We start from the raw sequence: 13517 nt of genomic DNA, 5'->3' as shown, positions 1-13517 counted from the left end.
GCCCGCGACGGTGAAGACCGCTCAGCTCAGCGGAACCGAGGGCGTCGAGCGGGCCACGTACGCCAATCCGTCGTACTCACGCATGAGCACCGTTCGAGTCATGGAGAAGCGGTACGTCACGCGTGGCACGCCGGCGCCGAAGGACCGCATGAAGTGCGGGCTCTTCAGCCACCGGGCGACGGCGGCCCGGGTCCGGCCGGCGCGGAGGTCGATCAAGTGGTCCCCGGAGGTGACCGAGGCCAGCTGGGCCTCGACGGAGCGCGGACCCGCCGCGCTGATGGTGTGCCTTCTGGGCGGTCGCGTCGGGAGTTTCCGGGGCGGGCGCGGAAGGCGCCCTCGCCGAACAGCAGGCCCAGTGCGTAGTACCGCTCACCGTGGTGATCCCTTAAGTGATGCCCCATGGCGGGTATGTCTCGTGCGTAACGGCCGGTGCAGACATGGCCGTTGTGGGCCAAGACGGCCACCTTTCCGGCGGTCCCCTCCTCCAGGGAGATCACTTCCTGGGCCATGCGGCGGTCCCGGGCGGTCAACGCGCCCGTCTCCTCACCTTCGCCGCGCGCGGCCGGGAGGCCACGTCGGCCGCGGCCACACGCGCCGCGACGGGTCCCGGCGCCAGGTTCGCCCCGGCGATGTGAGATCTCGTGATGCATGAGAGGGTCGGGCGGGTGAGCGAGACACCACCGAACACCCTGCAATACCGCTTTGACGGGCCAGAAGACGCACCTGTCCTGATCCTGGGTCCCTCACTGGGTACCACATGGCACATGTGGTAGAAACCGTCCACGGGCGTCCAGTTGGTTCAGGGTGGGCGCGTAAGTCCAGGTCAGGGCCTTGTGCCGCGACAGCGTCCGCGGGGTTGGTGACATGCCTGTGACGTGACACGTGAGGACCCCCGTCGGCTTGCATGCGCGCATGGTCTCGTCCTGTGGACTCCAGGAAGGAACCGGTATCCCGAGACGAGGGTGCTCTTTCGGAGGGGGACAGCGGCTCAGAAGAGAACGCTGGAACTGCCGGGCGATCTCATTTGGCTGGGCAGGGTGACCACGCCGACCACGGCCGCGCCCACGCCGGTCACCGTTCGCCGCCTGACGTCGCCGCGCCGACGGCGGGAGATGGTGTCAGGAGCTGGCACGGCCGGGTCCGGAGAAGACGTTTGTTCGGGCGTGATTGGTGCAGACGATGAGCTGACACAGCCTTTATGCGACGAAGTGGAGAGGCGCCATGGGCATCATCGCGTGGATCATCTTGGGCCTGCTCGCAGGCGCCATCGCCAAGGCTTTGATGCCGGGCAAGGACCCGGGCGGCATCATCCGTCCTCCTTCACGGGGGCGTCGAAGACGGCGGGCGAACTCGCCCAAGTAGGCGGAATCCCTCAGCACAGGCGACACCCTCTGCCTCCACAGCGCTCCGGCAGCCAGCCGACCGGTGATGACAGCGCCACCGGTGGCCACGGCCAGGGACATCTGGTTGCTCCGGCCGGACTCCACCAGGGCGGCAACGTCAACCAGCAACTCGTCGGGCTGCGGCATGAGGCGGGACCATGTTCGCCGGCCATCGGGCTGCTTGAGCGGTGACGCTACCGGGCAAGGAAGGCGCTCACGGTCTTGCCGCCGGAGGCCCGGCGGGTGACCGCCGTGGCGTGGGCGAGGCCGGTGACCATGGGCCAGCCGAAGCCCCGGTACCGCCGTTCAGGTCAGGGGTGCGCATACGCACCGCACGCACGGTCTGCCGTGCGGTGTGATCGTTTCCTGTGGTGACGCGGCGTGTGGGCGTGTAGCGTCTGCGTCAGCTGTCGTGGTTCGGAATTCCCTCTTGCCCACGCCTTCGGTGTGGGCGTTTTGCTGTGCTGTGCCGCAGGGACCAGGGCGATCACCTCTGCCTTCCACATGGAGTGGTAGGCGTTCATCGACTGGAAGGCATCAGACATGGCAACGGGAACTGTGAAGTGGTTCAACGCGGAGAAGGGCTTCGGTTTCATCGCCCAGGACGGCGGCGGCCCGGATGTCTTCGCGCACTACTCCGCGATCAACTCCACGGGATTTCGTGAGCTCCAGGAGGGCCAGGCCGTGACGTTCGACGTCACCCAGGGCCAGAAGGGTCCGCAGGCCGAGAACATCAACCTGGCCTGACCTCGCAGACCTGCCCGGGGGACCGCGCACACTGCGTCCGGTGAGCGCCGCCCGTGCGGGCTTTGCCGCCTTACCGGGCGAAGCGCCTGCTCTCGTGCCGGGCGTGCACAGGATCAGGGGCCGCGCAGCCATTGCTGCGCGGCCCCTGATCTGTTGAGGCGGGTGCGACCTCGGCCGAACTTCCTGACCTCAGTTGCTTCGAGCGTCGTCCGGTTCGGGTGCCGCATGCCCGGCGCCGATGTTCGCGCAGTTTGGAGCAGTAGACGGTCAGGTGTCCGTCCAGGCGGCGAGGAAGGCTTGCCGTCCATCCGGATCGTCCCATCTGCGGTCCGCATGCAGAACGCGCCAGGCGGTGAGCTCGAGATCTCGGAGCCACAACTCGCCGATGACCTGCGTCTTGAGGTCAGGCAAATGGTCGGACTCGGCGAGGGCTTGACCGATCACCTCCCCGGCCGCTGCGCGCTGGGGCGGAGTCATCTCATCGACGGCCGAGAGGATCTGCCTGGCCAGGGCGGTTCCCTCTCCTTCCAAAGAACGCAGCACCTGAGCCTTCATGTTGACGGGTAGCAGGTACGCAGTGCCCGACGACCTCCACAGGTCCGACCAAAAGCGTTCTCCTGCCTTGGTGGGGGCAGGCAGCGCGGCCAGCAGCCCGAGGAGACGGCCGGTGGCCGCATAGCCATCGGAATGGGCGGCTGCGACGACTGCGATGCCGGCGACGCCCTCCACATCGAGCCGGCCGGCCTCGAGATGCGGAGCCAGGTCCAGTTGGTGTTCCAACTGGTCTGCGAGGGCGGTGGATACGTGGAGGCGGACCTCAGGAAGCATCGGCGATCCTTACGCGTAGGCGAGCGGAGATGCCCGTTCGGAAGCCCTGATCTTTCCCATGGCCGGCCGATGTACTCGGCTTGGACAGGCCCAATTGGCGGGAGGGTCAACGGGGCTGGAGTTCACGCGGTGGCGAGCCGGCCCGGGCCCGGCGATGGCCCTGGGGTCCTGGACCGACCTTCCATGAATGCTGCCGGAGTGAGGTCTTTCAGCATGACCGCATTGCTGCCAGTGACGCCCAGTCGCCCGAGGGAGAACGAGAAGCTGTGTCCCTGATGCCGCTGAACTCGAACACGGCCACGTCGCCTCAGCGCGTGGCGAGCGCCGTGAAGACGGGCTACCCGACGGATCGCGAGGCGGACATGCAGATCGGGCCGCTGCAGGTGGGTGGCTGCCGACTCCCGTGCCCGGCCGCGATGCCGGCAAGACTGCGACCGGAACCGCGGGCCGTGCTGCCGGGCCGTGGCTCAGGCGTCGATGATGACGGGGATGATGAGAGGCTTGCGGCGGTGGGTGCGGAAGGCCCAGTTCGCCACGGCGCGGGCGACGAGCTGTTCGAGCTGGCGGGCGTCCCCGACGCCTTCCTCGGCCGCGGTGGCCAGGGTCTTCTCGATGACGGGGATGACCGGCTCGAAGGTGGTGTCGTCGTGGACGAAGCCCCGGGCCAGGAAGTCGGGGGCCTCGGCGAGGGCGCCGGTGTCCGCGTCGACGATCGCCACCACCGTGACCACGCCTTCCTCCGCGAGGGTGAGGCGGTCCTTCAGGGACGCCTCGGTGGCGCCGCCGACTTCCATGCCGTCCACGTAGACGTTGCCGGCGGGGACCTTGCCGGTGATGGACGCGCGCCCGTCGACGAGGTCGACGACGACGCCGTCCTCGGCGATGACGACGCGGTCGGGGGCGACGCCGGTACGGATGGCGAGGTCGCCGTTGGCTCGCAGATGGCGCCATTCGCCGTGCACGGGCATGACGTTGCGGGGCTTGACGATGTTGTAGCAGTAGACGAGTTCCCCGGCGCTGGCGTGCCCGGAGACGTGCACCTTGGCGTTGCCCTTGTGGACCACGTGGGCGCCCCACCGGGTGAGTCCGTTGATCACCCGGTAGATGGCGTTCTCGTTGCCGGGGATGAGGGAGCTGGCGAGCAGGACGGTGTCGCCCTTGCCGATGCGGATGACGTGGTCGCGGTTGGCCATCCGCGACAGCGCGGCCATCGGTTCGCCCTGGGATCCGGTGCACACCAGGGTGATCTTGTGGTCCGGGAGCTTCTCCAGCTCCTTCGTGCTCACGAGCAGACCGGACGGGACCTTCAGATAGCCCAGGTCACGGGCGATGCCCATGTTGCGGACCATCGACCGGCCGACGAAGGCGACCTTGCGGCCGTGCTGGTGGGCGGCGTCCAGTACCTGCTGGATGCGGTGCACATGGCTGGCGAAGCTGGAGACGATGACCCGGCGCGGAGCGGTGCGCATCACCTGCTCGATCGCCGGGTTCAGCTCCCGCTCGGAGGTGGTGAAGCCGGGCACTTCGGCGTTGGTGGAGTCGGTGAGGAACAGGTCCACGCCCTCCTCGCCGAGGCGGGCGAAGGCGCGCAGGTCGGTGATGCGGTCGTCGAGGGGGAACTGGTCCATCTTGAAGTCGCCGGTGTGCAGCACCATCCCGCCGCTGGTGCGGATCGCGACCGCGAGGCTGTCCGGGATGGAGTGGTTGACGGCCACGAACTCGCAGTCGAAGGGTCCGAAGCGCCGCCGGTCGCCTTCCCGTACCCGCACCGTGCGTGGCCGGATGCCGTGTTCCTTGAGCTTGGCCTCCAGGAACGCCAGCGTCAGCTTGGAACCGACGACGGGGATGTCGGACCGCTCGCGCAGCAGGTACGGCACGCCGCCGATGTGGTCCTCGTGGCCGTGGGTGAGGACGATGGCCACGATGTCGTCCAGCCGGTCCCGGATCGAGGTGAAGTCCGGCAGGATCACGTCCACGCCGGGCTGGGTCTCCTCGGGGAACAGCACACCGCAGTCGACGATGAGCAGTTTGCCGGCGTGCTCGAAGACGGTCATGTTGCGGCCGATCTCACCCAGGCCGCCCAGGGCGATGACTCGCAGCCCTCCTTCGGGAAGGGGAGGGGCGGCTTTTAGTTCGGGGTGCGGGTGACTCATACCCTGACGTTACCCGGAGTGCGGGACGGCATGATCCGTTGCCTGTGTGATCTCTGTGGCAGCGGGTGAGACGGCGAGGCCGCGCCCAGGAACATCCCGACGGGACCTCGGTCCGACATACTTTCCCGATGAGTTCACGCACTTCCCCGATCAGCCAGCCGGTCACGATACGGAGGGCCGTCGCGCGGGATGCCAAACGGCTCACGCGCCTCGTGCGCGGCTCAGGCGCCTACGAGGGTAAGTACGCAGCCGCAGTCGAGGGCTACCGGGTCGGTCCTGATTACATCGAGGCCCACCGCGTCTTCGTAGCCATCCGCGCCGACGAGCATGGAGGCCGGGTCCTCGGGTTCTACTCGCTCGTCCTCGCTCCACCGGAGCTCGATCTGCTGTTCGTCGCCGACGAAGCGCAAGGACGGGGTATCGGACGACTGCTCGTTGCGCACATGCAGTCCGAGGCCCGTGCCGCCGGGCTCGACCGTGTCAAGGTCGTGTCGCATCTTCCCGCCGAGGACTTCTACCACCGCGTCGGTGCAGTGCGGACCGGGACCGCGCTCGCATACCCGCCCGCCGTGCCGTGGGACCGTCCCGAATTCGAGTTTCGCGTTCCTTCGGCATGACGCGGTGTGCCGGTTCGCAGAACACCGGCCTCTCCTGCACGCCTGCCAGAGCTCGGCACGCGGCTGCGGACCGTCATGACGACACTGCCGAAGACGCGGTCGCCGGCCTGCCACGCGGTGCGGCAGAGGAGCTCGTCGCTACGTCGGAGAGCCCGCACCGTTTCTCGGGCCTTGGCGTTACAGCCCGCCCGGCGCCGAACGCTGCCCTGGCACGCGATGTGACTTGGGAGGTCCCGGGCCTCATGGCATGATGCCGTCCGCCACAGGACTTGTCGCCAGCCGCGTCTATAAAGAGAGACTTCGAGGCCGTCCGTGCGATGGTCGAGGAAGGACTGCTGGTAAGGCGGGTAAGGCGGGCCACACGGCTGTCCTGCTGTCCGTCAGTGCCGGTCACGAGTGGACGAAGAGTCAACTCATTGTCAGCCCATCCAGGCCAGGTTGAGTGCCGGTTCGGACGAAGCCATCCGGCAGTGATCGGATCATGCCGTTGAGCCGGAATCAATGGGACGGTGGCGCATTGCTGTCCCGGGCGGGGGTCTGACTCATGAGATCTGTGACCGATGTGTCCAGTCACGGGCTTGTCGACTGTCGTTGCGGGATGGTCTCTGCTATCACCGAGCCACAGGGCGTGTCCCCATAGGGGCCTTGCCGACGATCAGGCACCATCACGGTTCAGACCGCCCGACCAGGCCGGTGCCAGCCACCCAGCACGTCACCACGCGGGAGGCGAACCACCATGACAACCAGACAGCGCAGCACCTCCTCCAGCACGGATCCTCCCGTTCCGGGCGAGGTCGTCCTGGGCGTGGACACGCACGGGAGGTTCATGTCGCCGCCGTGGTCTCCCCGCTGGGGAAGGTCCTGGGCACCGAGTCCTTTCCGGCGACGGCGGCCGGCTACCGTCGGCTGCTCGGCTGGGCCCGCAAGCTGGGGACGGTGCGCCGGGCCGGTGTTTAGGGCACCGGCACCTTCGGAACGGGCCTGTCCCGCTACCTGCTGGCTCAGCACGTCCAGGTGTACGAAGTGAACCGGCCCGACCGTACTGCCCGCCGTCTGCTCGGGAAGTCGGACCCGCTCGATGCGCAGGCTGCTGCGCTGACCGTGCTCAGCGGCCGCGCCCGGGCCCGGGCCAAAACCGGCGACGGTCCGGTGCACAGCGCCCGGATGTTCAAACTCGCAAAGGACTCCGCGGTCAAGGCCCGCACCCAGGCGATCAACCAGCTCAAGGCCGCCCTGGTCATAGCCGACCCCGCTCTACGGGAACGCTTGTCTGGTCTGGGCAACCGCGAGCTGTTCCGCACCTGCGCGCGCCTTGGCCTGCGCGACGGCGGGGGCGACGAGGACGCGGTGGCCCAGGCCACCCATATGACCCTGAGCATGCTCGCCGAGCGCATCGAGCAGCTCACCGGGCAGATCGACGAGCTGAACCGGCGCCTGACCCGGCTCGTCGAGCGCCACGCCCGCAACTGCTCGTACCGGTGGGCATCGGCCCGGACAGTGCCGTCACTCTGCTGATCACCATGGGAGGCAATCCAGAGCGGCTGAGTACTGAGGCGTCCTTCGCCGCTTTGTGCGGGGTCAGTCCCATCGAGTACTCCTCGGGCCGCCGGACCTCGCGTCGCCTCAATCATGGCGGCGACCGGCAGGCGAACGCCGCCCTGCACCGCATCGTGTTCACCCGGCTGCGCTTCGATCCCCGCACCCAGGCGTACTACGAACGCCGCACCCAGGAGGGCAAGACCCGACGTGAGATCATTCGATGCCTCAAGCGATATGCCGCCCGCGAGGTCTTCAACCTGGTCAGGACGGTATCCACCAAACCCCCGTTATAGGGGCGTCCGTGAGACGTGAGAGGGTCTGGGGCGTGAGTGAGACACCCCCGAACACCCTGCAATACCGCTTTGACGGGCCAGAAGACGCTCCGGTCCTGATCCTGGGTCCCTCACTGGGTACCACATGGCACATGTGGGACCGGCAGGTCCCGGAGCTGGCGCAGCAGTGGCGGGTCCTCCGGTTCGACCTGCCCGGGCACGGCGGCGCCCCCGCGTACCCGGCCGGTTCCGTCTCCGAGCTGAGCGCGCGGCTGCTGGCCACGCTGGACGGGCTCGGCGTGCACCGCTTCGGCTACGCGGGCTGCGCGCTCGGCGGCGCGGTCGGTATCGAGCTGGCGCTGCGCCACCCGGAGCGGCTGGCCTCGCTGGCGGTGGTGGCGGCCTCGCCGCGGTTCGGCACGGCCGACGAGTTCCGCCAGCGCGGGGTCATAGTGCGCACCAACGGGCTCGACCCCATCGCCCGGACGTCCCCCGACCGCTGGTTCACCGGCGGGTTCGCCGCCGCCCAGCCCGCGATCACCGAGTGGGCCGTGCAGATGGTGCGCACCACCGACCCCGGCTGCTACATCGCCGCCTGCGAGGCGCTCGCCGGGTTCGACGTGCGGCCGGAACTGGGCCGCGTCGGCGTGCCCACCCTGGTCCTGGTCGGCTCCGAGGACCAGGTCACCGGCCCGGCCGAGGCCCGCACCCTGGTCGCCGGCATCCCGGACGCCCGCCTCGCGGTCGTCCCCGGCGCCTCCCACCTGGTCCCCGTCGAGCAGCCCGCGGCCGTCACCGACCTGCTGGTGCGGCACTTCTCCACCGCCTGGCAGCCCGCCCACGAGCCCGCCACCGGCCAGACGGCCATCGCGGCGGCCCCCGTCAAGCCGGTCCTGTCCGCGCCGCCGCAGGCCGCGCCCATCGCCGAGATCGCCCCGGCCGTCGTACCGCCGCAGCAGCTCCCCGGGCGGCCCGACCCCTACGACGCGGGCCTGAAGGTCCGCCGGGAGGTCCTCGGCGACGCGCACGTCGAGCGCGCGCTGGCCCAGGCCGACGAGTTCTCCGGGGACTTCCAGGAGTTCGTCACCCGCTACGCCTGGGGCGAGATATGGGACCGCCCCGGCCTCGACCGCCGCACCCGCAGCTGCGTCACGCTCACCGCGCTGGTCGCCGGCGGCCACCTGGAGGAGCTCGCCTTCCACACCCGGGCGGCCCTGCGCAACGGGCTGACCCCGGCCGAGATCAAGGAGGTGCTGCTCCAGGCGGCCGTCTACTGCGGCGTACCCGCGGCGAACAGCGCCTTCCGGGTGGCCCAGCAGGTCATCCGCGAGGAGACCACGCCCGAGGCCTGAGACAAGCCCCGGCGGCACCCGGGAGACAGGATGGAGACCATGAAGCTCACGAAGATGTCCCACGCCTGCGTCCGGCTCGAGAAGGCCGGGCGGACGCTCGTCATCGACCCCGGCGGCTTCAGCGAGCAGGACGCCGCCGCCGGCGCGGATGCCGTCCTGGTCACGCACGAGCACCCGGACCACTTCGACGAGGGCCGGCTGCGGGCCGTCCTGGAGGCCGACCCGGCCACCGAGGTCTGGACCCTGAAGTCGGTGGCCGACCAGATCGCGGCGGCCTTCCCGGGCCGGGTGCACACCGTCGGCCACGGCGACACCTTCACCGCCGCCGGCTTCGACGTCCAGGTCCACGGCGAACTGCACGCGGTGATCCACCCGGACATCCCGCGCATCACGAACGTCGGCTACCTCGTCGACGACGGCAAGGTCTTCCACCCCGGCGACGCGCTCACCGTCCCCGGCCGGCCGGTCGAGACGCTGCTGCTGCCGGTCATGGCCCCCTGGAACAAGATTTCCGAGGTCATCGACTACGTCCGCGAGGTACGCCCGCGGCGCGCGTACGACGTCCACGACGCCCTGCTCACCGACCTCGCCCGCCCGATCTACGACCGCCAGATCGGCGCCCTGGGCGGCTCGGAGCACCTGCGGCTGGCACCGAGGGAATCGGCGGAGCTCTGAGCGCTGTACCGGGCGGGCCGCGTTGTCGGACCCGCCCGGTAGGTTGTGGGACATGCGCATCGCGACCTGGAACGTGAACTCGATCACCGCCCGCCTTCCGAGGCTGCTGGCCTGGCTGGAGAGCAGCGGCACCGACGTGCTCTGCCTGCAGGAAGCCAAGATCGCCGAGGAGCAGTTCCCGTTCGACCAGCTGCGCGAGCTGGGCTACGAGGCGGCGGTGCACGCGACCGGCCGGTGGAACGGCGTGGCGGTGCTCTCCCGCGTCGGCATCGAGGACGTCGTCAAGGGTCTGCCCGGCGACCCCGGCTACGACGGCGCGGTGGAACCCCGCGCGATCTCCGCGACCTGCGGCCCGGTCCGCGTCTGGTCGGTGTACGTGCCCAACGGCCGCGAGGTGGACCACCCGCACTACGCCTACAAGCTCCAGTGGTTCGAGGCCCTGAAGGCCGCCGTGGCCGGCGACGCGGGCGGCAGCCGCCCGTTCGCGGTGCTGGGCGACTACAACGTGGCGCCGACCGACGACGACGTCTTCGACGTGGCCGCCTTCGCGGGCAGCACCCACGTCACCCCCGCCGAGCGCGCCGCTCTGGCCTCCCTGCGCGAGGCGGGCCTGTCCGACGTCGTCCCGCGCCCCCTGAAGTACGAGCAGCCCTTCACGTACTGGGACTACCGCCAGCTCTGCTTCCCCAAGAACCGCGGCATGCGCATCGACCTGGTGTACGGCAACGCGCCGTTCGCGAAGGCGGTCAAGGACGCCTACGTGGACCGGGAGGAGCGCAAGGGCAAGGGCGCCTCGGACCACGCGCCGGTGGTCGTCGACCTGGACATCTAGACCGCGACATCCGCACCCGCCCTGTGGTGCGCACGGCGCTGCGAGTGCCACGCTGGGCGTATGAACATCCCTTTCCTGGGCCACCGGCACCCCAAGACCGGGGAGGCGGTGCTCCCCGCCGATCCCGAGGGCGTCGCCGATCTTCTCTCCGAGTGCGAGCTGCTGCGCTCCCAGGCGGCCGAGGCGGGGGTCCGACTCGACGACTCCCCGGCCTCGTTGGAGGCGCTCGACCAGATGGTCCCGCGCTGGCGCGACGACGAGGAGATCCTGCCCTGGCTGGGCAACGACGCCGGCTTCTACCTGGGCACGGTGATCGTGCGCACCGTACCCGGCGCGGCCTGGGACATCCGGCCCGGCGGCCCCGTCGTACGGCTGGCGTCCGGCCGTGAGTTCGACGTCGTCGCCTCCGGCCTGGAGTGGGCCGCGAGCGGGGTTCCGGAGCTGTCGCAGCTCTACGCCGAGGTCGCCGAATCCTAGCGCCGGCACGGGCATTGGGACGCCCCGGGAGCCGAGCGGCGACCCCGGCCGGGCGCCCGGCCGGTGGTCGTCGCATAGGATGTGCCCTTCATGGGGTGGCGGTTCACGGAGCCAGGCCCGGCCGGCGGCAGCCGGCGATCACTGCTCGCGCAGCGGAACGGACACGTACGACGGGTCGTCCGCCGGTGAGGAGAAGGTCAGCTGCGCGCCGGACGGGTTGTGCTCGATGTAGAGCGGGTCGACCGTGTCGACGACCAGCGCGAGGCGGTGCCCGGCCGGAACGTCGTAGGCCGTGGAGAACAGGTCCAGGTCCACGTCGAACGACTGGCCGGGCGTCCGTCCGTGCCAGGTGTACGGCGCGTTGGTGACCAGCTTGCCGACGCCGAGCGGACCCACGTCGTAAAGGTAGGCGACGAGGGTTCCGCTCTCCTTGGCCGGGGTGAGCGTGGTGTGCAAGGTCGCGGTGCCGCGCACCTGTTGCGCGGAGGCGTACTTCTCCGACTGCCAGGCCGCTGCCCAGCGGCGGGGGAGCAGCGGGATCGAGGCGACGGGCGGCAGCTGGGCCACCTGGTCGAGGATGCTGGAGAGGAAGACGACCCCGCCGTCCGCGCCCGAGTCGACGTTCGCGTGGATGGTGGTGGAGCCCGCGAGGGCGATCTTCCTGCGGGTCGCGGCGACCGACTTCCAGTCCGGGTAGCCCTCGTAGCCGCCGCTGGTACGGGACTTGAGCTGGACCGGCTGCTCGCGGTCGATGCCGTTGTCCGCGGCCTTGAGGTAGTGGTCGAACCAGCGCTCGGTGTCGGTCCACACGTCGTTGGGCAGCCCGAACAGGCCGGTCAGCTCGGCGGTCGCGTGGTCACCGGGGCGCAGCTCCAGCCGCTTCGGGCCGGTCAGCTTCTCGTAGAAGTCGGCGTACTGGTTGGCGGGAAAGACGGTGTCGCCCCAGGCGTTGGCGAGCATGACGGCGGCGCCGTTGGCGTTGAGCTGATCCAGGTAGGTTGCAGCGGAACGTTTCCGCCCCCAGTCGATCATCTGCTGTTCTTTGGACAGGTTGGAGGCGTACAGGTTGTCGAAGATCTCGCGGAGTTCGGCACTCTCCCGGCCGGTGAGGGTGGCGGCGCCATCCAGTACGGCCGCCGCCTGGACGTGCTGGGTGCGGCCGGAGTAGATCGAGCCGATGAGGTCCGCCCAGCCGCTCAGCGCGGCGACGGCCTTGATCCGCTTGTCGTGCGCGGCGGCCAGCAGGCTGATGCCGGCGCCGTAGGAGACGCCGGCCATGCCGACGTGCCTGGGATCGGCGGGGGTGTGGGCGAGCGCCCAGTCGATCACCTTGGAGGCGTCGGCCCAGTCGGGCGGCCCCGCGACTTCTATCTCGCCGCCGGACTGCCAGAAACCGCGCACGTTGTACGTCAGCACGATGTACCCCGAGTCGGCGAGCTTCTGCGCCTGGGCGAGGTACTCGACCTGGGGCAGGCTCCAGCTCGTGGGCAGCACGATCAGCGGGTAGCTGCGGGAGCCGTCGGCGCCCGCGGGCGTGACGACGTTCGCCTTGAGCACCGTGCCGCCGTCACCGGTGATGTCGACGAAGCGCACGTCGTTCGAGGCGGCCTGAGCGGCGGGGGCGAGTCCGAAGACGCCGCCGGCGATCAGGGTCGCGGAAACGGCGCCCACGGCGGTCGTACGCAGGGCCTTGCGATGCTGTCCCACGGTCACTCCTCACTCGTGTCAGTGCAAAGTGACCCGACGGTAACCGCGCCCTCTTACCGTAAGTAACCCGTCGGTAAGTTACGTGAAAGTAAAGAAAGTTGAATCGTGTCGAAACCTAGGAGGCTCGGTGTGAGGGGCGTGAAGCCTCCGCCGCCGGCAGGGGTGCCAGCGCCGCCCGCGTCACGTCCGCGACCAGCTCGACCACGTCCGGCCCGTACGCCTGCGAGTTGACCACCTTCAGCAGCAGCACGAAGGAGGCGTTGCCGTGCTTGCGGGCCAGCCGCTCGTGGTTGCGGGCGAGATAGCGGGTCGCCGCCTGGTTGGTGATCGCGCGCTGCCCGCAGAAGAGGAACACCGGACGCGCCTCGCGCCGCTCCCCGGCGGTGAGCCGGGCGAGGAGCACGTACTCGCTGTGCCCCGGCTCCATCCGGTACCGCTCGCTGCCGACCTGGAACGCGCCCCGGTCCGGGCCAGGTTCGCCCTCGACGTTCACGCGGACGCCGGGCAGCAGGGAGGAGAGGTGGGCGGCCATACGGCGGTTCGAGGCCGGCCCGCCGACGCAGAACTCGGTGCGCTCGCCGAAGCCCTGCTGGGCCGTGTCCTGGGTGACCATCTGGATGTGGGCGCCGCAGTCCTTGATGAGCGCGGAGAGCTCCAGGAGCGCGAACACGTCGAAGCGGTGGACCGCGGGCTCGGCGGTGGCCGGGTCGCGGTTGACGACGAGCAGCGACTCCGAGTTCTCCGGGAGCCCGAAGAAGGCCTGCTTGCGGCGGAGCTTCCGCTTCCACAGGTATGTACGGGCCAGCCAGCCCAGCGAGGCGCTGATTCCGGCGGCCACGACACCCAGGACGATGTTGCGCACGTCGTCGTTCATGGCCGCGCATGCTAGCGGTTCGGACGGACCCCTGTTCGAGACGGTCCTGACGGGATCATGGC

The 13517-nt window shown here is 69.7% G+C and carries 12 protein-coding genes and 3 pseudogenes; 9 read left to right on the top strand and 6 right to left on the bottom strand.

Annotated features, from left to right (window positions below; all coding sequences use genetic code 11):
- Window positions 1-21: 21 nt before the first annotated feature.
- Window positions 22-509, bottom strand: a pseudogene (locus ACIBBH_RS11190) (erythromycin esterase family protein).
- A 712-nt stretch (window positions 510-1221) separates the two neighbouring features.
- Between ACIBBH_RS11190 and ACIBBH_RS11185 the strand changes: the two are divergent.
- Window positions 1222-1311: pseudogene (locus ACIBBH_RS11185) on the top strand (GlsB/YeaQ/YmgE family stress response membrane protein); the annotation flags it as partial.
- Here the strand turns inward: ACIBBH_RS11185 and ACIBBH_RS11180 are convergent.
- Window positions 1311-1529, bottom strand: a pseudogene (locus ACIBBH_RS11180) (hypothetical protein); the annotation flags it as partial. The pseudogenes ACIBBH_RS11185 and ACIBBH_RS11180 overlap by 1 nt on opposite strands.
- A 396-nt stretch (window positions 1530-1925) precedes the next feature.
- Between ACIBBH_RS11180 and ACIBBH_RS11175 the strand changes: the two are divergent.
- On the top strand, window positions 1926-2129 hold the full coding sequence (locus ACIBBH_RS11175; RefSeq protein ID WP_030052720.1) for a cold-shock protein: 204 nt from the start codon (window positions 1926-1928) through the stop codon (window positions 2127-2129).
- A gap of 267 nt (window positions 2130-2396) precedes the next feature.
- On the opposite strand, the gene ACIBBH_RS11170 is transcribed toward ACIBBH_RS11175, so the two are convergent.
- Window positions 2397-2957 carry a hypothetical protein gene (locus ACIBBH_RS11170; protein ID WP_399403959.1) on the bottom strand — a complete coding sequence of 187 codons (561 nt, stop codon included), beginning with the start codon at window positions 2955-2957 and terminating at the stop codon, window positions 2397-2399.
- Between the two features lie 467 nt (window positions 2958-3424).
- A complete protein-coding gene (locus ACIBBH_RS11165) occupies window positions 3425-5110 on the bottom strand; it encodes a ribonuclease J (protein ID WP_399403958.1) in 1686 nt (561 codons plus the stop codon).
- Between the two features lie 128 nt (window positions 5111-5238).
- Here ACIBBH_RS11165 and ACIBBH_RS11160 point away from each other — a divergent pair, with 128 nt between their 5' ends.
- From ACIBBH_RS11160 to ACIBBH_RS11130, 7 genes are all read left to right on the top strand, one after another.
- Window positions 5239-5727, top strand: coding sequence for a GNAT family N-acetyltransferase (locus ACIBBH_RS11160; RefSeq protein WP_399403957.1), 489 nt, complete (start codon window positions 5239-5241; stop codon window positions 5725-5727).
- 1023 nt (window positions 5728-6750) lie between these two features.
- On the top strand, window positions 6751-7242 hold the full coding sequence (locus tag ACIBBH_RS11155; RefSeq protein WP_399403956.1) for a hypothetical protein: 492 nt from the start codon (window positions 6751-6753) through the stop codon (window positions 7240-7242).
- Between the two features lie 5 nt (window positions 7243-7247).
- Entirely contained in the window at window positions 7248-7559 is a 312-nt protein-coding gene (locus ACIBBH_RS11150) for a transposase (protein WP_399403955.1), read from the top strand.
- A 32-nt stretch (window positions 7560-7591) separates the two neighbouring features.
- The gene (pcaC, locus tag ACIBBH_RS11145) at window positions 7592-8890 is read left to right on the top strand and encodes a 4-carboxymuconolactone decarboxylase (protein ID WP_399403954.1); all 1299 of its coding nucleotides are present in this window, start codon (window positions 7592-7594) and stop codon (window positions 8888-8890) included.
- Between the two features lie 39 nt (window positions 8891-8929).
- Window positions 8930-9565, top strand: coding sequence for an MBL fold metallo-hydrolase (locus ACIBBH_RS11140; RefSeq protein ID WP_399403953.1), 636 nt, complete (start codon window positions 8930-8932; stop codon window positions 9563-9565).
- Between the two features lie 52 nt (window positions 9566-9617).
- On the top strand, window positions 9618-10397 hold the full coding sequence (locus tag ACIBBH_RS11135; RefSeq protein WP_399403952.1) for an exodeoxyribonuclease III: 780 nt from the start codon (window positions 9618-9620) through the stop codon (window positions 10395-10397).
- A gap of 60 nt (window positions 10398-10457) precedes the next feature.
- Window positions 10458-10874, top strand: coding sequence for a DUF6278 family protein (locus ACIBBH_RS11130; RefSeq protein WP_399403951.1), 417 nt, complete (start codon window positions 10458-10460; stop codon window positions 10872-10874).
- A 138-nt stretch (window positions 10875-11012) separates the two neighbouring features.
- Here the strand turns inward: ACIBBH_RS11130 and ACIBBH_RS11125 are convergent, their stop codons facing one another.
- Both ACIBBH_RS11125 and ACIBBH_RS11120 read right to left on the bottom strand, forming a co-directional pair.
- A complete protein-coding gene (locus tag ACIBBH_RS11125; RefSeq protein ID WP_399403950.1) occupies window positions 11013-12581 on the bottom strand; it encodes a CocE/NonD family hydrolase in 1569 nt (522 codons plus the stop codon).
- A gap of 115 nt (window positions 12582-12696) precedes the next feature.
- On the bottom strand, window positions 12697-13455 hold the full coding sequence (locus tag ACIBBH_RS11120) for a hypothetical protein (RefSeq protein WP_399403949.1): 759 nt from the start codon (window positions 13453-13455) through the stop codon (window positions 12697-12699).
- Between the last annotated feature and the right edge of the window lie 62 nt (window positions 13456-13517).

The organism is Streptomyces sp. NPDC051636, from assembly GCF_044453765.1.
In the GTDB taxonomy this organism is placed as follows: domain Bacteria; phylum Actinomycetota; class Actinomycetes; order Streptomycetales; family Streptomycetaceae; genus Streptomyces.
The sequence above is the reverse complement of the archived record's forward strand: the minus strand, read 5'-3'. Positions and strand labels throughout refer to the sequence as shown.

Bases quoted from the DNA above. Each gene is read 5' to 3' on its own strand.
- ACIBBH_RS11165 (WP_399403958.1), bottom strand. From the start codon at position 5,110: ATGAGTCACCCGCACCCCGAACTAAAAGCCGCCCCTCCCCTTCCCGAA.
- ACIBBH_RS11150 (WP_399403955.1), top strand. From the start codon at position 7,248: ATGGGAGGCAATCCAGAGCGGCTGAGTACTGAGGCGTCCTTCGCCGCT.
- ACIBBH_RS11170 (WP_399403959.1), bottom strand. From the start codon at position 2,957: ATGCTTCCTGAGGTCCGCCTCCACGTATCCACCGCCCTCGCAGACCAG.
- ACIBBH_RS11130 (WP_399403951.1), top strand. From the start codon at position 10,458: ATGAACATCCCTTTCCTGGGCCACCGGCACCCCAAGACCGGGGAGGCG.
- ACIBBH_RS11160 (WP_399403957.1), top strand. From the start codon at position 5,239: ATGAGTTCACGCACTTCCCCGATCAGCCAGCCGGTCACGATACGGAGG.
- ACIBBH_RS11135 (WP_399403952.1), top strand. From the start codon at position 9,618: ATGCGCATCGCGACCTGGAACGTGAACTCGATCACCGCCCGCCTTCCG.
- ACIBBH_RS11175 (WP_030052720.1), top strand. From the start codon at position 1,926: ATGGCAACGGGAACTGTGAAGTGGTTCAACGCGGAGAAGGGCTTCGGT.
- ACIBBH_RS11140 (WP_399403953.1), top strand. From the start codon at position 8,930: ATGAAGCTCACGAAGATGTCCCACGCCTGCGTCCGGCTCGAGAAGGCC.
- ACIBBH_RS11120 (WP_399403949.1), bottom strand. From the start codon at position 13,455: ATGAACGACGACGTGCGCAACATCGTCCTGGGTGTCGTGGCCGCCGGA.